Genomic DNA, 17,346 nt, shown 5'->3' with positions numbered 1-17,346 from the left:
TGGCCGAGCGATACGGGTCGTAGCTGAGAGATGAGTGATCACCGGATAACCGAACTGGATTCGGGCGTGCGGATCGTGACGGAGGCAATGCCCTCCGTCCGGTCCGTCTCGCTCGGCTACTGGATCGGCACCGGCTCGCGGGGCGAGAGCGACGCGCAAGCGGGGCTCTCGCACCTGATCGAGCATCTGCTGTTCAAGGGCACCGCCAGATACGAGTCGCTCGAGATCGACCAGCTGTTCGACGGCATGGGCGCTGAGCTCAACGCCGGCACGGGCAAGGAGACGACCTCCGTCTACTCGCGCGTGATCGACGAGCACTTCGACCTCGCCTTCGACGTCATGAGCGACATGGTCTTCAGACCGCGCATCGACGACGTCGACAGCGAGCGCGAGGTGATCCTCGAAGAGATCGCGATGTACGAGGACGACCCGCAGGACAAGGTCTTCGACGTGCTCGGCGAGGCGGTCTTCGGCGACCACCCGCTGGGCCGCTCGATCATCGGCGCGGCGGACGTCGTCGCGAGAACCCCGATCGACCAGATCAGAGCGTTTCACGACAGCCGCTACGTCGCCTCCAACGTCGTGATCGCGGCCGCGGGAGCGGTCGACCACGACGCGCTGGTGGAGCTGGCGGCAAGCCGGGTGCCCAACGGCGGCCGCAGCGCGGATGCGCCGCAGCCGCTGCCGGCGCCCGCCGCGCTCGCGCCGCGGGTGCGGTTCGAGCGCAAGGACACCGAGCAGTACCACGTCTGCCTCGGCGGACCGGGGATCGCGCGCTACGACGAGCGGCGCTACGCGCTGCGCGTCCTCGACACGATCTTCGGCGGCACGTCGTCCTCGCGCCTCTTCCAGGAGGTACGCGAGAAGCGCGGCCTGGCGTACTCGGTCTACTCGTTCACGGGCCAGTTCTCCGACACGGGCCAGGTCGGCCTGTACGTCGGCACGCGCGCCGACAACCTCGCTCCGGCGATGGAGGTCGTCGCGCAGGAGCTGACGCAGCTGCAGCGCGAGCCCGCCACGGCGGACGAGCTGCAGCGCGCGAAGGAGAACCTGAAGGGCCGCGTCGTGCTGTCGCTGGAGTCGACCGGGTCGCGCATGAACCGGCTCGGCTCGGCGATCCTGACGGGCGTGCCGCTGCTGTCGGTCGACGAGGTCGTCGAACGGATCGACGCGGTCTCGCTCGACGTCGTCGCCGAACTGGCGGCGGAGCTGTTCGACCCGGCGAAGCTGTCGACGGCCGGCATCGGCCCCGACGAGGAGCTGTTCAGAACCGCGCTCGCGCCACTGGCGCCGAGCACCACGACGGGGGCGGCGACGTGATCCGCGTCGCCGTCGCCGGCGCGGCCGGTCGGATGGGCGCGACCGTCTGCGAGGCGGTCGAGGGCGCCGACGACATGGTCCTGACGGGCCGTGCCGACCCGGCGCTCGGCACGACGCTCGCCGAGGTGCTCGGCGAGGCCGACGTCGTCGTCGACTTCACCCGCCCGGACACGGCGCTGCCGAACGCGTTGGAATGCGTCGCCGCGGGCGTGCACGTCGTGATCGGCACCTCCGGCTTCGACATCGAGCCGCTGCGCGACGCCAGAGGGGCGAACGTGTTCTTCGGCCCGAACTTCGCGATCGGCGCGGTGCTGATGACGAAGTTCGCCGCCGAGGCCGCCAGATACATGGCGAAGGCGGAGATCGTCGAGCTGCACCACGACAGAAAGCTCGACAAGCCGAGCGGCACCGCGGCGCACACAGCGCGGCTGATGGCCGAGGCGAGCGGGGGACAGGAGCCGCCGATCCACTCGATCCGGCTGCCCGGCCTCGTCGCGCACCAGGAGGTCATCTTCGGCGACCTCGGCCAGACGCTGACGATCCGCCACGACTCGATCGACCGGATCGGCTTCATGCCGGGCGTCCTGATGGCGATCCGCAGAGTCGGGTCGCTGGACACGAGCCCGGTCGTCGGGCTCGAGCACCTGCTGTAGAGCACCCGCGGGCAGCTATCCTCCGGTTCCTAGTCCGTTGGGAACCGGAGGCGCAGCGCTGTCACAGCAGACCCGTCACATCCTCGTCGTCGCCGGCCCCGCCGCGGATCCCGCGCAGCTGCGCCGCACGCTGCAGCAGCGCAGCGCGCGCGGCCCGGCCGAGTTCACGCTGCTCGTGCCCGCGGGCGAGGAGGACGCCGACGCGCCGCAGCGGCTCGTGCAGCTGGTCGAGCTGCTGCGCGCGAGCGGGCTCGACGTCGCCGGCCGCCTCGGCGCGCCCGACCCCGCCGCCGCGGTCGCGGAGACGTGGGACCCGCTGGAGTACGACGAGCTGGTGCTGGAGCAGCCGCGGTAGCCGCTACCGTCAGCGATGTGAGCGTCCTCGTCGCAGTGACAGATCACGCCGCCGAGCGCTTCCGCCAGCGCGTCGCGGCGCGCAACGGAGCGCTCGATCCCAGATTGGAGATCATCGAGCGCGTCACGCGCGCCTGGGACGCCGGGCGCTGGAGCGAGACACCGCCGGCGGGGGCCAGCGGCGCACGCGGCTCCGTCTACGTGCGCGACCTCGTCGACCGCGATCTGCTGTTCGTCTGCCGCCGCGAGCGCGCCGACGGCGAGCTGGTCGTGATCTCGCTGTGGGAGGCGGGGCGCATCGGCGCACCGCGCGTTCCCCGCCGCTTCACCGACGCGCTGCGCCGCTGAGGCACGCACGCGGCGTCTTGCGGCGCGGCTTGCGATAATGATTGGCGAATGTCAGGGCTGGGAGCAATTCTCACTGCGATGGTCACGCCGTTCGACGCGCAGCTGCGCGTCGACGAGGACGGCGTCGCACGCCTCGCGAACCACCTCGTGTCCAACGGATCCGACGGGGTGGTCGTCTGCGGGACGACCGGGGAGGCGACGACCCTCACCGATGCGGAGCACCTCCGCGTGATCGAGCTGGTCGTCGCAGAGCTGAAGGGCCGCGCGACCGTCGTCGCGGGCGTCGGCTCCAACGACACGCGTCACGCCGTCCACCTGACCGAGCGCGCGACCGCGCTCGGCGTCGACGGCCTGCTGCACGTCACCCCCTATTACAACCGCCCGAATCGGCGCGGGATGATCCGCCACTTCGCGGCATGCGCTGAGGCGACCGACAAGCCGATCGTGCTCTACAACATCCCTGCCCGCACGGGCACGGACATGCCCAACGACCTGCTCGCCGAGCTCGCGCAGCTGGACAACGTCACCGCCGTCAAGCAGGCGAACCCGGACAATCTGGCGCCGGTCGACGGGCTCGAGCTCTACGCCGGCAACGACGACATGCTCGCCGACGTGCTGGAGCTCGGCGGTGCCGGCGGCATCCTCGTCGCCAGCCACGTCGTCGGAGAGGAGATGCGCCGGATGGTCGACGAGCCCGAGAGACGCCGCGAGATCGACGCGACGCTGCAGGAGATCTACGCCGCGATGGGCGCGACGACGAACCCAATTCCGGTGAAGGCGGCGATGAATTTGCTCGGACACAGAGTCGGAGGCCTGCGGCTGCCGTTGGTCGAAGCGGACGAGCAGGAGCTGGCCGTCGTGCGCGGCGCACTCGAACGTCACGGTCTGCTCGCGACGGCGTCGGCGTGAGTAGCTCCAAGCTGCGCGTCCTGCCGCTCGGCGGGCTCGGCGAGATCGGCAAGAACATGACCGTCATCGAGTACGACGAGAAGATCGTCGTGGTCGACACGGGTCTGCGCTTCCCGACGGCGGAGCAGATGGGCATCGACCTCGTGCTGCCCGACTTCACCTACCTGAGAGGGCGCGTCGAGGACATCGAGGCGATCGTCATCACGCACGGTCACGAGGACCATCTCGGCGCGCTCCCGTGGGTGCTGCGCGAGCTCGGCCTCGACAACCCGCCGCCGGTCTACGGCGGCCCGCTCGCGATGGCGATGGCCCGTTCCAAGCTGGACGAGCACCGCATCAGAGACGTCGTGCTGGAGGACGTGCCGGACGGCGAGGTGATCGAGGCCGGACCGTTCGACATCGAGCTGATCCACATGACGCACTCGATCCCGGACTCCAACGCGGTCGCGATCACGACGGATGTCGGGACCGTGCTGATAACCGGCGACTACAAGTTCGACCAGACCCCCGTCGACGGCCGCCCGGCCGACATGGCGCGGCTCGCGGAGCTCGGCAAGGACGGCGTCCTGCTGCTGTGCGGCGACTCGACCAACGCCGATCGCCCGGGCTACTCGCCGTCGGAGTCGAGAGTCGGCCCGCACCTCGAAGAGGTCTTCAGCCGCTGCGAGGGCCGCATCGTCGTGACCAGCTTCGCGTCGAACATCCACCGCGTGCAGCAGGTCGTCGACGCCGCCGCGGCGCTCGGCCGCAAGGTCGCGCTGGTCGGCCGCTCGATGCGCAAGAACGTCAACATCGGGCGCTCGCTCGGGCACATCAGACTGCCCGACGGGATCCTGCTGCAGCCGCGCGAGCTGGACGACTTCAACGACGACCGCATCGTGATCATCTCGACCGGCTCCCAAGGCGAGCCGCTGTCGGCGCTGCGGCGGATGGCGCACAACGACCACCGCCAGGTGAGATTGCACAAGGGCGACACGGTCGTCTTCTCCGCCACGCCGATCCCCGGCAACGAGCGTGCCGTCAACGAGACGATCGACCGGCTCTACCACATCGGCTGCGACGTCATCACGACGGCGGACGCACCGGTGCACGCCTCCGGCCACGGCTACCAGGAGGAGATGAAGCTGATGCTCAACCTGACGCGGCCGAGATACGTGATGCCGATGCACGGCGACTTCAAGCGGATCCACCTGCACGGCCAGCTCGCCGAGTCGGTCGGGATCGCCGCCGAGATGATCTTCCAGGGCGAGAACGGCCTGCCGCTGGAGCTGGACGAGAACGGCGCGCGCTGGGGCGACAAGGTCCAGTCCGGGATGATCTTCGTCGACGGCGTCGACATCGGCGACCCCGCCGACGTCGCGCTGCGCGACCGCAGAATGCTGTCGGCCGACGGCATCTTCATCATCGTCGCGACGATCTCCGAGCAGGATGGCCAGTCGGTCGTTCCGCCCGAGGTGATCTTCCGCGGCGTGCCGTTCGTCGAGCAGGCGGACGAGCTGATCGAGGAGATCCGCGGCGCGATCGAGGACTCGCTCGCGAAGGCCGCCAGAGACAGCGTGCGCGAGGTGGACCTGCTGCAGCAGGTGCTGCACGACGACCTCGCAGCGTTCGTCTACGACCGTCTGAAGCGCCGCCCGATGGTGCTGCCGGTCGTCGTCGAAGTCTGAGTCTGCGCAGTCGTGTGAGCGGCTCGCCTCGCGGCGCGCGCTCACACGATCGCGACGTTCGTTCTGTGGGCCGCCGGCAGCCGCACGTTGAAGCGGGCGCCGCCGCCGGGCGGGGCGTCGACGGTCACGTCGCCACCGTGCGAGCGGGCGACGGCGCGCACGATCGAGAGGCCGAGGCCGGAGCCGCTCGGGGCGCCGTCGCCACCGCCGCGCACGAAGCGCTCGAAGAGGCGCTCGCGTAGATCCGGCGGGATGCCCGGGCCGTCGTCCTGGACCGTCAGCACGACCTCGTCGCCGACGTGCGCGACCGACGCGTGCACGTGCGTGCCCGGAGGCGTGTGGCGCAGCGAGTTCTCGACCAGGTTGAGCGCGAGCCGGTGCAGTTCGTCGCTGGCGCCGGAGACGAACGCCTCCGCGGAGCTGGTGTTGATCGTCAGCTCGTGGTCGCCCCTCGCGGCGATCGGCTCCAGCTCGGAGGCGACCTCGACCAGCACCTGCGCGAGGTCGGTCTCGCGGTGGGGCACGATCCGCCCGGCGTCCGCGCGCGCCAGCAGCAGCAGGTCGGCGACGAGCCGGCGCATGCGGCGCGAGGAGCGCAGTGCGGAGGCGGCCGCATCGCGCTGGTCGCCGTCGAGCGTCTCCTCCAGCAACTCCAGGTTCGCCAGCACCGACGTCAGCGGCGTGCGCAGCTCGTGCGACGCGTCGGCGACGAACTGGCGCTGGCGCGCGAGCGTCGCCTCGGTCTCGTTCTGGGCGCGGTCGAGCGCCTGCAGCATCTCCTCAAGCGTCGCGGCCAGCTCGCCGACCTCGTCGTCGGCCTCCTGCTGGGGCATGCGGCGGCTGGCGTCGCGCGTGCGGCCGATCTCGCGCGCCGCCGCCGTCAGCTCCGCGATCGGCGCCATCGCGCGGCGCGCGACGAACAGCCCCGCCGCGAGCGCGAGCGCACTGCCGCCGAGGACGCCGAAGATCAGGAAGAAGCGGACCTTCGTCGTGGTCACGCGCGTCTCCGAGAGCGGGCGCGCGTAGAGGACGTAGGCGTAGCCGAGCGGGTTGACCGAGACTCTGCGCGCCTCGACGCGGTAGCCATCCTCGTCACGCGGGAACGCGCCGACCGGCTCCAGTCTCGGAGCCTTTGGGCTGAGGCTGCCGAACGTGCACATCTGCGTGCCGTCCTGGTAGTAGACGCGGACCTCCGCGCCCTCGCCGCTGGAAAGACCGCCGCAGTCGGGGGTGCCGTCGTTGATCGAGAAGCTGATTCTCGCTCGCTGCGCGAGATAGTCGGCCGTCTTGCGGACCGAGTCGTTGAACTGGATCCCGATCTGCCGCGTCGTGAGGAAGCCGACGATGATCGCGAAGCCGCACAGGATCACGAACGTCAGCGCCGCCGATCCGCCGGCGAGCCGCCAGCGGGTCGGGACCCTACGGTACGCGGAGGACGTAGCCTGCGCCGCGGATCGTATGGAGGAGCCGGGGCTCGCCATCCGCTTCCAGCTTCCGTCGCAGGTTGGAGACGAACACCTCGATCGTGTTCGTCGTCGAGAACGGGTCGTAGCCCCAGACCTCGTCGAGCAGCCGCTGCCGCGAGATCACGATGCGCTCGTTGCGCATCAGGTACTCCAGCAGCTCGAACTCGCGCTGCGTCAGCTCGATCGAGCGCTCGGCGCGATGGACCTCGTGCGTGTCCGGGTTCAGCCGCAGGTCGCCGACCGTCAGCGGGGCCGAGCCGCGCGGCGGGCGGCGGCGCAGCAGCGCGCGCAGGCGCGCCAGCAGCTCCTGGCGCTCGAACGGCTTCACGAGGTAGTCGTCGGCGCCGGCGTCGAGCCCCTCCACGCGCGACTCCAGCGCGTCGCGCGCGGTCAGCATCAGGATCGGCACGTCGTCGCCCTCGCGCAGCGTCTTGGCGACGTCGATGCCGTCGAGCTTCGGCAGCCCGAGGTCGAGGATCACGAGGTCCGGCAGGAACGAATGGGCCTCGTCGAGCGCGCTGACGCCGTCGCCGGCGGTGCGGACGTCGTAGCCCTCCATCCGCAGCGAGCGCTGCAGAACCTGGGCGATCTCGTCGTCGTCCTCGACGACGAGGACTCGTGCGGGGCGGGCGTAGTCGCTCATGAGGATCGATGGTAAACGGGAAAGACCCGCGGATGCGGCGATTTTAGGCATTCATTACTCCTGGCAGGTCTTCGCCCGCCGACGTCGAACGAGATCCGGAGATGGCCACGTCCAGCCGCCGTAGACCCGCGAGATCGACCAGATCCCGCTCACGCGCCCGCGCGCGACGCTCCACCGCTCCCGGCCTCGGGCTGCCGCAGCTCGCGCCGCACCAGGTCGACGTCGTCGGGCTGGCGCTCGTCGCGCTCGGGATCTTCCTCGCCTTCGTGATGTATGCCGGCTCGGCCGGCGGCCAGGTCGGCGACGCGCTGCGTGACGGGCTGATGCTGCTGTTCGGCCGCGTCGCCTACGCCGCGCCGATCGGCTTCGTGATCGGCGGCGCGCTCGTCGTCGGGCGCACGCTGATCCCCAGCATCAGGCCGCTGCGGGCCGGCGTCTGGTGCCTCTTCGGCGCGGTCGAACTGGCGCTCGCGGCCGGCACGCTCGGCCTCGGCGGCGGCGGGCGCAGCGGCGTGGACATGTGGGACGCCGACGTCATCAAGGAGCGCGGCGGCGCGATCGGCGAGTCGCTCTACTGGGTCGGCTCGACGCTCTTCTCCGACGTCGGTGCGCACATCATCGCGGTCTTCCTGTTCGCGGCCGCGCTCGTGCTGCTGAGCGGCGTGACGGTCGCCAGCGTCCTGCGCAGCGCCGGCCAAAGCGTTGCCGAGACCGGACGGCGGGCTGCGACGCTCGCGCCCGCGCGCGCGTCTTACGAAACGGAGGCGCCTGCGCCGACGCGTGCGCCGCGCAGACGCAGAACGATCGTGCCCGCCGACGACGACGCCGTGATCGCCGCGAGGGCCAACGACGACAACGACGTGCCGGAGCTGCTGAGCCCGCCCGAGCTGGAGCCGGCGAGACTGGTCGTGCGCGCGACGCACGTCGAGGCGCCCTCGCTCGACGGCGCCGAGCGCTATCCCGACCTGTTCGACGACGACGACGCGGCGCCGCAGGCGTACCGCGGACACGGCGCCGATGACGACGACGCTCCGGACGTGCCGCCGCCGCTCGCGTTCGGCGACGACGTGGACGACGATCCAGCCACGAGCGAGTTCCCGGCGCTCGCCGCGGTCCCCGACGACGCTGACGACGAGCCGGCCACCGACGAGATACCCGAGCTGGAGCTGGAGGAGCCGGACGAGCCCGGCGTCACGACCGGTCCGATCGATGTCGATCCCGCCGACCTCACGCCGCAGGGCCGCTACCGCGCCTCGATCACAGACGCCGAGGACTTCGTCTGGCAGCTGCCCGACGCGAGGTTCCTGACGCGCTCGACCGCGGAGCAGACGCGCCCGGACACCGCCGGCCAGGAGATCGTCGCCGCGCAGTTGGTCGAGGCGCTGGAGCACTTCAGAATCGACTCGAAGGTCGTCGGCATGACCTCGGGCCCGCACATCACGCGCTACGAGCTGCGGCTCGCGCCGGGCACCAGAGTCGGCAGAGTCGCGAACCTCAAGGACGACCTCGCCTACGCGCTCGCCGCGACCGACGTGCGGATCCTCGCGCCGATCCCCGGCAAGCAGGCCGTCGGCGTCGAGGTCCCCAACGCGAAGCGCCGCATCGTCCACCTCGGCGACGTCTTCCAGGAGCCGCCGGCCGACTGGTCGCCGCTGACGGTCTGGCTCGGCAAGGACGTCGCCGGCCGCGCGATCGGCGTCGACCTCGCGAAGATGCCGCACCTGCTCGTCGCCGGCACGACCGGCGCCGGCAAGTCCGGCTGCGTCAACGCGATGCTGTCGAGCATCCTGCTGCATGCCGACCCGCACGAGGTCAAGCTCGTGCTGGTCGACCCCAAGCAGGTCGAGCTGAACCACTACGAGTCGATCCCGCACCTGCTGACGCCGGTCATCACGAGCCCGCGCAAGGCCGCCAACGCGCTCCAGAACCTCGTCAAGGAGATGGAGATGCGCTACGGGATCATGTCCCTGTCGCGCACCCGCTCGCTGCCGGAGCTGAACAGACGGCGGCTGGAGCGCGGCGAGGCGAGACTGCCCTACATCCTCTGCGTGATCGACGAGCTGGCCGACCTGATGATGGTCGCGCCCGCCGACGTCGAGGACTCGATCATCCGCCTCGCGCAGAAGGCGCGCGCGGTCGGCATCCACCTCGTGCTGGCGACCCAGTCCCCGCGCGTGGACGTGATCACCGGCATGATCAAGGCCAACGTGCCGTCGCGGATCGCCTTCGCGGTGTCCTCGCAGACCGACTCGCGCGTGATCCTCGACCAGAACGGCGCCGAGTCGCTGCTGGGCCAGGGCGACATGCTGTTCTCGCCCGTCGGATCCTCCAAGCTGCAGCGGATCCAGGGCGCTTACATCGACGAGGACCAGATCGCCGAGCTGACCGAGACGTGGCGCAGACAGGGCGAGCCGGAGCTGCGCGACGATCTGCTGGAGGAGGTCGAGGACGAGGACGCGCCGGAGGAGTCCAGCGCCGACGACGGCTTCGATCCCGACGAGGATCCGTTGCTGGAGGAGGCGATCGGCCTCGTCGCCCAGATGGGGACCGCCTCGACGTCGATGCTGCAGCGGCGCCTGCGGCTCGGCTACACGCGTGCCGGACGGCTGATCGACATGCTCGAGCGGCGCGGGATCATCTCCGGCTACGAGGGCTCCAAGCCGCGCCAGGTGCTGATAACCGAGTCCGACGTGCCGCGGATCCTCGTCGCGCTGTCGGAGAGAGCCGGGCCGCCGCCGGGCGAGCGCGTCGGCGATCAGATCCCGTTGCCGACGCCCGCCGCCGCCGACCGCGGCGACGAGCCCGAGCAGTAGTCCTGCCACTCCACCGCACCGTTTCTTGGGGCCTGCGCGGGTGCCGCGGCCCCGTGCTTGCAGGAATTTCGCCGCGGTTTCGGCGTCGCGGTCGATAGCCTTCGGCAGCGAATGCCAGAGATCGGCCCAACTCTCCGCGAGGCACGCATGCGTGCCAGGATCGACATCACCGAGGTCGAGCAGGCGACGAAGATCCGTGCGAAGTACCTGCGCGCGATCGAGAACGAGGAATGGCAGCTGCTGCCTGGCTCGACGTTCGCGAAGAGCTTCATCCGCGGCTACGCGGACTTCCTCGGGATCGACGCCCGCTCGCTCGTGGAGGAGTACAAGCTCCGCTACGAGCGGCCGAGCGAGAACGAGCTGCGCACCGTCAGCCCCGGCCTCGCGCGCGATCGCGGGCGCGGACGCGGCGGACGCGGTGGCGGTCGCGGCGGTGGGGGCGGAGGCCGCGGAGCGCCGCGCTGGGCGATAACGCTCGGCCTGCTCGCGATCCTGATCGCCGCGCTGGTCGTGCTCGGCTCGCTCGGCGGCAACGACGACAAGGGCTCGACGACCCCGACGCAGACGCAGACGACGAGAACGGCCAGAAGAGCCAGAGGCACGTCGAGAAGACGGCAGCAGCCGTCGGCGAGAAGAAGACAGGCGCCGACGACGCCGACGCAGGCCGGGATCCGGCTGATACCGACGGGCGACGTCTACGTCTGCCTGGTCGACCAGACCGGCAGAGTCCTGGTCCCCGGCACGATCTTCAGAGCCGGCGAGCAGGTGCCGGTCTACAGAGCCGACGAGCTGAGAATGACGCTCGGCAACAGCAACGTGCAGCTGAGAGCGAACGGCAGAGTCGTCGAGGTGCCGTCGTCCTCGGAGGCGATCGGCTTCGCCGTGACGCCCAGAGGCGTCTCGCCGCTGACCGGCGACCAACTGCCGACGTGCACGCCATGAGCGCGCGCGCCGGCATCGTCGTGACGGGGACCGAGGTCCTCAGCGGCATCATCAGAGACAGCAACGGCCCGTGGCTGTCGGAGCGGCTGCGCGAACTGGGCGTCGACGCGGCACAGATCGTGATCGTCGGAGACCGCCCCGACGACCTCCACGCCGCGCTGCGCTTCCTCGCGGAGGAGGGCGTCGCCGTGATCGTCACCAGCGGCGGCCTCGGCCCGACCGCCGACGACCTCACCGCGGACGTCGTCGGGCGCTTCCAGGGCCGCGAGATGGTGCTGGACGAGTCTTTGTTCGGCCGGATCGCCGCGATCCTCGAGCCGCTGCTGTCGCGCTGGCCCGACCTCGACCGCGACGCCGTCCTGCGCTCCAACCGCAAGCAGGCGATCGTGCCGCAGGGGGCGACGATCCTGGAGCCCGTCGGGACCGCGCCCGGGCTCGTCGTGCCGCCGTCGGAGGCGGGCGTGGCGGGGATCGGCGGCCCCGCCGTCGTCGTGCTGCCGGGGCCGCCGCGCGAGCTGCAGCCGATGTGGAGGACGGCGACCGCGACCGACGCGTTCAGAGCGGCGACCGCCGGCGCGGGCGTGTTCGAGTGGCGGATCATGCGCTTGTTCGGGTTGCCGGAGTCGGAGATCGCGGAGTCGCTGCTGGTCGCCGAGCGCGACGGGATCCAGCTCGGCGAGCTGGAGATCACGACCTGCCTGCGGCGCGGCGAGATCGAGATCGCGACGCGCTTCGCGCCGTCCGCGAACCCCGTCTACGCGGCGTTCGAGGCGTTTGTGCGCGCCCGCCACGGCGAGCTGCTGTTCTCGACCGACGGCTCGACGATCGACGCGCAGGTCGCGTCGCTGCTGCTGGGAACGGGCGGGATCGCACGCACGATCGCGACGGCCGAGTCGTGCACCGGCGGCCTGCTGGCCGGGCGGCTGACCGACCTCGCCGGCTCCTCCGCGTACGTGCTCGGCGGACTGGTCGTCTACTCCAACGCCGCGAAGGTGGCGCTCGCGGGCGTCGCGCCGGAGCTGCTGGAGCGCGTCGGCGCCGTCTCGGCCGAGGTCGCGGAAGCGCTCGCCGACGGTGCGATCGCGCGCCTGGAGAGCGACGTCGGCGTCGGCATCACGGGCATCGCCGGCCCGGGCGGGGGGACGCCGGAGAAGCCGGTCGGCCTCGTCTACGTCTGCGTCGCGCTGCGCGACGGGCGCCGCATGACGCGCAAGCTGTCGCTGCCGGGCAGCCGCGCGGACATCCGCGACCGCACCACGACGGTCGCGCTGCACATGATCCGCCGGCTGCTGCTCGACGCCTGAGGCGGCCTCGGCGCGCTCTCGCGCGCCTGACTGCGCAGAGCTGACACGAAGACGGCGCAAACGCGCGTAGCGCTGCCGCAACAGGTCCGCCTACGCTGGAAGCCGACACGATCGTGTGTTCGTATTCGGTCCGTCCGGACCGGAGCGTACCTTGCATATCTCCCGACGTGACCAAGGAGTTTCCAGGAATGAGCGAGCAGGACAAGTCCGCGAAGCAACGCGACGCCGCCCTGCAAGGGGCGCTGACTCAGATCGAGCGCCAGTTCGGCAAGGGCACCGTCATGCGGATGGGTGACCCGGGCGCGCGCGTGAGAGTGAACGCGATCCCGACCGGTGCGCTCTCGCTCGACCTGGCGCTCGGCATCGGCGGCGTCCCGCGCGGGCGTATCGTCGAGGTCTTCGGCCCGGAGTCCTCCGGTAAGACGACGCTCGTCTACCACATCATCGCCGAGGCCCAGAGACTCGGCGGCGTCTGCGCCTTCATCGACGCCGAGCACGCGATGGACCCGCTCTACGCGCAGCGGATCGGCGTGAACATAGACGAGCTGCTCGTCTCGCAGCCCGACTACGGCGAGCAGGCGCTCGAGGTTGCGGACATGCTCGTGCGCTCCGGTGCCGTCGACATGGTCGCCATAGACTCGGTCGCCGCGCTGACGCCGCGCGCCGAGCTCGAGGGCGCGATGGGCGACCAGACCGTCGGCGTGCAGGCGCGCATGATGTCGCAGGCGATGCGCAAGCTGACCGCGAACCTGAACCGCACGCAGACGATGTGCCTGTTCACGAACCAGATCCGTGAGAAGGTCGGCGTCATGTTCGGCTCGCCGGAGACGCAGCCGGGCGGTCGCGCGCTGAAGTTCTACTCGTCGCAGCGGCTCGACATCCGCCGCATCGAGACGCTCAAGGACGGCACCGAGGCGGTCGGCAACCGCGTCCGCGTCAAGGTCGTCAAGAACAAGGTCGCGCCACCGTTCAAGCAGGCCGAGTTCGACATCGAGTTCGGCCAGGGCATCTCGACCGAGGGCTGCCTGATCGACTACGGCATCGAGCACAACATCGTCACGAAGTCAGGCTCGTTCTTCTCCTACGACGGGGAGCGTCTCGGCCAGGGCCGCAACAACGCCAAGAACCATCTCAAGGAGCACCCAGAGCTGGCGAAGGAGATCGAGGACAAGATCTACACCGCGCTCGGGTTCGACCGCGACCTCGTCGTGCCGATAGAGCCGGACGCCAGACGGATCCAGGCGGTCGAGGCCGAAGCCGAGCCCGCGGCTGCCTAGCCTTCACACAGAGCCTTGGCTGAGGTAGGGCAGGAGCGGCTGCAACTGGCGCTCGAGAGAGCCTTCCGCTACCTCGGTCCGCGCGCGCGGACCGAGGTGGAGCTGCAGCGCCATCTGGAGGGCAAGGGGATCGAGCCGGAGACGGTCGCGCAGGCGCTCGACAGCCTGCGCGAGCAGGGCTACGTCGACGACGTCCGCTTCGCGCGCGAGTTCTCCGAGGACAAGCGGCTGCTGGAGGAGTGGGGCGCCGACCGGATCGAGCGGCGGCTGCTCGCGCTCGGCGTTCCGCAGGAGATCGTCCGCAGGGCGGTCGGCGCGCGCGGGCGTGACGACGAGCTGGAGGCGGCCGCAGCGCTGCTGCAGCGGCGCTTCCCGGCGCTCGACGACGACCCGCGCGAACAGCGCCGTGCAATCGGCGTGCTGGTGCGCAAGGGCTACGACTCCGAGCTTGCCTGGGACGTCGTGCGCGCCCATGCCCGCGGCGGCGGCTTCGACTGAACGCCGAAGATTGCACCAACTGTTGCGCGGTACTACGATCCCGCTCAGCGAACGACTGGCCCGCAAGGGCATGAAACACCAGCAAACTTCCCTGAATCCTGAGACCAGATCCTTCACCCGTGACTGCCAGACACCGTACGTCCGCAGGCCTGTTGCCCATGCAGCACGCGCCACGAACACCGGCATAGCCGGTGCATGAAGGGCGGCGCCGCGGCGCCGCACCTGGTGTTCAGCTCCGTGCTCCTCGCACGGCCGGTCCGCCGCTACCCAAAAGGACAGTGAGCAGCAGCCCAGCCGCAAGGCCGTGCTGTGAGGAGAGGAACGGCAATGGACATCGTGATCGCGGCGGCGGTGCTGGCAGTGGGCCTGATGGTCGCTGCTGCGCTCTACGCCAAACGCGGGAGCGGCCAAGCGGCGGAGGCGAACGCGCGCGCCACCGCCGACGTGGACGCCGCGCTGCGTGAGCGGCGGGCGGAGATCGTCCGCATCGAGGAGCGGATCCTCGGCAAGGAGGAGTCGCTCGACAACCAGCGCGCCGACCTCTCGCGCCGCGAACGGTCGCTGGAGGAGCGCGCCGCCGCGCTCGACAGGGAGGTCGCGTCCGTCGCCGACCGCCGCGCCGAATACGAGCACGCGCTGGAGCGGCTCGCCGGCGTGACGGCCGCGCAGGCGAAGCAGATGCTGCTGAAGGACCTCGAGGACGACGTCCGCCACGAGTCCGCCAAGCTCGTGCGCCAGATCGAGGAGGAGACCAAGCGCGACGCCGACCGGCGCGTGCGCAACATCCTCTCCGTCGTGATGCAGCGGATCGCCGCCGGCCACGCGACCGAGACGACCGTCTCCGTCGTCCAACTGCAGTCCGACGACATGAAGGGCCGCATCATCGGCCGCGAGGGGCGCAACATCCGTGCGCTGGAGAACCTCACCGGCGTCGACTTCATCATCGACGACACGCCCAACGCGGTCGTGCTGTCGGGCTTCGACGGCGTCCGCCGCGAGGTCGCCCGCCTGACGCTGGAGAAGCTGCTGCAGGACGGCCGCATCCACCCGGCCCGCATCGAGGAGATGTTCTACCAGGCGAAGTCGGAGCTGGAGGAGCACATCCAGGAGCAGGGCGAGGAGGCCGTCTTCGAGGCGAAGGTGCAGGGCCTGGACCCCGAGCTGATCAAGCTGCTCGGCCGCCTCAAGTACCGCACCAGCTACGGCCAGAACGTGCTCGCGCACTCGGTCGAGTGCGCCAATCTCGCCGCGATGATGGCGCACGAGCTCGGCGCCTCGCCGAAGACCGCCCGCCGCGCCGCGCTGCTGCACGACATCGGCAAGGCCGTCTCGCACGAGGTCGAGGGTCCGCACGCGCTCGTCGGCGGCGACATCGCGCGCAAGTACGGCGAGCCCGAGGCGGTCGTCCACGCGATGGAGGCCCACCACAACGAGGTCGAGCCGCAGACCGTCGAGGCCGTGATCGTGCAGGCCGCCGACGCGCTCTCCGGCGCGCGGCCGGGCGCGCGCGGCGAGTCGCTGGAGCAATACGTCAGACGGCTGCGCGAGCTGGAGCAGATCGCCACCCGCCACGACGGCGTCGACAAGGTCTACGCGATGCAGGCCGGCCGCGAGATCCGCGTGATGGTCGCGCCGTCGGCGGTCGACGACGACGCCGCGACGCTGCTGTCGCACGCGATCGCGCGCGAGATCGAGAGAGAGCTGGAGTACCCGGGCCAGATCAAGGTGACGGTGATCCGCGAGTCGCGCGCGGTCGAGTACGCGAGATAGGGGGTGCGCGGTACCCTTCGACGTCGATGAAGCGGTACCACGTCACCACGTTCGGCTGTCAGATGAACGAGCACGACTCCGAGCGCATGAAGGGCATGCTCGAGTCGATCGGCTACGCCGAGGCGCCCGACCCTGATGCGGCCGACCTGATCCTCTTCAACACCTGCTCGATCCGCGAGGCGGCGGACAGCAAGTTCCTCGCGCACCTCGGCCACGCCAAGCGCCGCAAGCGCGAGCGCCCCGACGTCGTGATCGGCGTCGGCGGCTGCTGGGCGCAGTCCGTCAAGGACGAGGTCTTCCAGAAGTTCCCGTTCGTCGACGTCGCGTTCGGTCCCGGCCAGGTCCACAAGCTGGCCGAGTTCCTCACGAGCGAGTCGCTGACCGCGCAGGGCTACTTCGAGTTCGAGGGCTTCGCCGGCGACTTGCCCGAGAAGCGGGCGCGCGAGTTCCAGGGCTGGGTCCAGATCTCCGTCGGCTGCAACATGAAGTGCTCCTACTGCATCGTCCCGAGCACGCGCGGCCGCGACGTCGCGCGCCCGCTGCAGACGCTCGTCGCCGATGTCGAGCGGATGGCCTCCGAGGGCGTCACCGAGGTCACGTTGCTGGGCCAGAACGTCAACGCCTACGGGCGCGATCTGCACAGACGCGGCTTCACGCCGGCGACCTTCGCGCAGCTGCTGGAGGCGATCGACGCGATCGACGGGATCGAGCGGATCCGCTACACGAGCCCGCACCCGCAGGACATGAAGGAGGACGTCGCGCGCGCGCACGCCGAGTTGAGCGCGCTGTGCGAGCACGTCCACCTGCCGCTGCAGTCGGGCTCCTCGCGGCTGCTGAAGGCGATGCGCCGCACTTACACGCGCGAGCGCTACCTCGACCGCGTCGCGCTGCTGCGCGAGCACGTGCCGGACGTGGCGCTGACGACCGACATCATCGTCGGCTTCCCCGGCGAGACCGACGAGGACTTCGAGCAGACGCTGTCGCTGTGCGAGGAGGTCGCCTACGACGGCGCCTTCACGTTCGTCTACTCGCCGCGCCGCGACACCGAGGCCGCGGACTTCCCCGACCAGGTCCCGCACGAGGTCAAGGTCGAGCGAATGGACCGACTCGTGGAGACGATCCAGCGCAACGCGCACGAGCGCGCGCAGCGGTTCGTCGGGCGCACGCTGGAGGTGCTCGTCGAGGGTCCGTCGCGCAAGGACCCGACGCGCCTGCGCGGCCGCTCGCGCCACAACAAGGTCGTCAACTTCGTCGGCCTCGCGCAGCCGGGCGACTACGTGCACGTCGAGATCGAGCGCGCGACGAGCCAGACGCTGACGGGCGAGGAGTCGCTGCTCGCCCGCGCGACCGGCGGCGCCGCGGCGCTGGCGCGCTGAGCCGGC

The 17,346-nt window shown here is 70.6% G+C and carries 15 protein-coding genes; 13 read left to right on the top strand and 2 right to left on the bottom strand.

Annotation, left to right across the window (positions count from 1 at the left end):
* The first annotated feature begins 30 nt into the window (after positions 1–30).
* From Q7L65_RS09730 to Q7L65_RS09705, 6 genes are read left to right on the top strand one after another with little or no spacing between them, the layout of a single operon-like run.
* Positions 31–1,320, top strand: a complete 1,290-nt coding sequence (locus tag Q7L65_RS09730) for a pitrilysin family protein (protein WP_304720753.1) — start codon at positions 31–33, stop codon at positions 1,318–1,320.
* Positions 1,317–1,973, top strand: coding sequence for a 4-hydroxy-tetrahydrodipicolinate reductase (gene dapB, locus Q7L65_RS09725; protein ID WP_304720752.1), 657 nt, complete (start codon positions 1,317–1,319; stop codon positions 1,971–1,973). The genes Q7L65_RS09730 and dapB overlap by 4 nt, the downstream gene beginning before the upstream one ends.
* Before the next feature lie 37 nt (positions 1,974–2,010).
* Positions 2,011–2,328, top strand: coding sequence for a hypothetical protein (locus Q7L65_RS09720; protein ID WP_304720749.1), 318 nt, complete (start codon positions 2,011–2,013; stop codon positions 2,326–2,328).
* Positions 2,329–2,345: 17 nt separating this feature from the next.
* The gene (locus tag Q7L65_RS09715) at positions 2,346–2,675 is read left to right on the top strand and encodes a hypothetical protein (RefSeq protein ID WP_304720748.1); all 330 of its coding nucleotides are present in this window, start codon (positions 2,346–2,348) and stop codon (positions 2,673–2,675) included.
* Positions 2,676–2,723: 48 nt separating this feature from the next.
* Complete coding sequence (dapA, locus tag Q7L65_RS09710; protein WP_304720746.1) at positions 2,724–3,584, top strand: 4-hydroxy-tetrahydrodipicolinate synthase; 861 nt, start codon at positions 2,724–2,726, stop codon at positions 3,582–3,584.
* Positions 3,581–5,251: a ribonuclease J gene (locus Q7L65_RS09705; RefSeq protein WP_304720745.1), complete on the top strand. Its 1,671-nt coding sequence runs from the start codon at positions 3,581–3,583 to the stop codon at positions 5,249–5,251. The genes dapA and Q7L65_RS09705 overlap by 4 nt, the downstream gene beginning before the upstream one ends.
* A 41-nt stretch (positions 5,252–5,292) precedes the next feature.
* On the opposite strand, the gene Q7L65_RS09700 is transcribed toward Q7L65_RS09705, so the two are convergent.
* Together Q7L65_RS09700 and Q7L65_RS09695 are read right to left on the bottom strand one after the other, a co-directional pair.
* Complete coding sequence (locus tag Q7L65_RS09700; RefSeq protein ID WP_304720744.1) at positions 5,293–6,732, bottom strand: HAMP domain-containing sensor histidine kinase; 1,440 nt, start codon at positions 6,730–6,732, stop codon at positions 5,293–5,295.
* The gene (locus Q7L65_RS09695; protein WP_304720742.1) at positions 6,671–7,360 is read right to left on the bottom strand and encodes a response regulator transcription factor; all 690 of its coding nucleotides are present in this window, start codon (positions 7,358–7,360) and stop codon (positions 6,671–6,673) included. Before Q7L65_RS09695 ends, Q7L65_RS09700 begins: the two co-directional genes overlap by 62 nt.
* Positions 7,361–7,461: 101 nt before the next feature.
* Here Q7L65_RS09695 and Q7L65_RS09690 point away from each other — a divergent pair, with 101 nt between their 5' ends.
* The 7 genes from Q7L65_RS09690 to miaB all read left to right on the top strand — a co-directional run bounded on the left by Q7L65_RS09690 (position 7,462) and on the right by miaB (position 17,340).
* Positions 7,462–10,173, top strand: a complete 2,712-nt coding sequence (locus Q7L65_RS09690) for a DNA translocase FtsK (protein ID WP_304720740.1) — start codon at positions 7,462–7,464, stop codon at positions 10,171–10,173.
* Between the two features lie 111 nt (positions 10,174–10,284).
* Positions 10,285–11,115, top strand: coding sequence for a helix-turn-helix domain-containing protein (locus Q7L65_RS09685; protein ID WP_304720739.1), 831 nt, complete (start codon positions 10,285–10,287; stop codon positions 11,113–11,115).
* Entirely contained in the window at positions 11,112–12,419 is a 1,308-nt protein-coding gene (locus Q7L65_RS09680) for a competence/damage-inducible protein A (RefSeq protein ID WP_304720738.1), read from the top strand. The genes Q7L65_RS09685 and Q7L65_RS09680 overlap by 4 nt, the downstream gene beginning before the upstream one ends.
* Positions 12,420–12,607: 188 nt before the next feature.
* Positions 12,608–13,696 (top strand): recombinase RecA, encoded by a 1,089-nt coding sequence (gene recA, locus Q7L65_RS09675; protein WP_304720736.1) that lies wholly within the window; start codon positions 12,608–12,610, stop codon positions 13,694–13,696.
* A gap of 15 nt (positions 13,697–13,711) precedes the next feature.
* Positions 13,712–14,194, top strand: coding sequence for a regulatory protein RecX (locus tag Q7L65_RS09670; RefSeq protein WP_304720734.1), 483 nt, complete (start codon positions 13,712–13,714; stop codon positions 14,192–14,194).
* A gap of 327 nt (positions 14,195–14,521) precedes the next feature.
* The gene (gene rny, locus Q7L65_RS09665; protein WP_304720732.1) at positions 14,522–15,964 is read left to right on the top strand and encodes a ribonuclease Y; all 1,443 of its coding nucleotides are present in this window, start codon (positions 14,522–14,524) and stop codon (positions 15,962–15,964) included.
* Between the two features lie 26 nt (positions 15,965–15,990).
* Positions 15,991–17,340, top strand: a complete 1,350-nt coding sequence (miaB, locus tag Q7L65_RS09660; protein WP_304720730.1) for a tRNA (N6-isopentenyl adenosine(37)-C2)-methylthiotransferase MiaB — start codon at positions 15,991–15,993, stop codon at positions 17,338–17,340.
* Positions 17,341–17,346: the final 6 nt, after the last annotated feature.

It is taken from the genome of Conexibacter sp. CPCC 206217, assembly GCF_030646165.1.
In the GTDB taxonomy this organism is placed as follows: domain Bacteria; phylum Actinomycetota; class Thermoleophilia; order Solirubrobacterales; family Solirubrobacteraceae; genus Conexibacter.
Note: the sequence above shows the minus strand (reverse complement) of the source record. Positions and strands in the feature narration are given on the sequence as shown.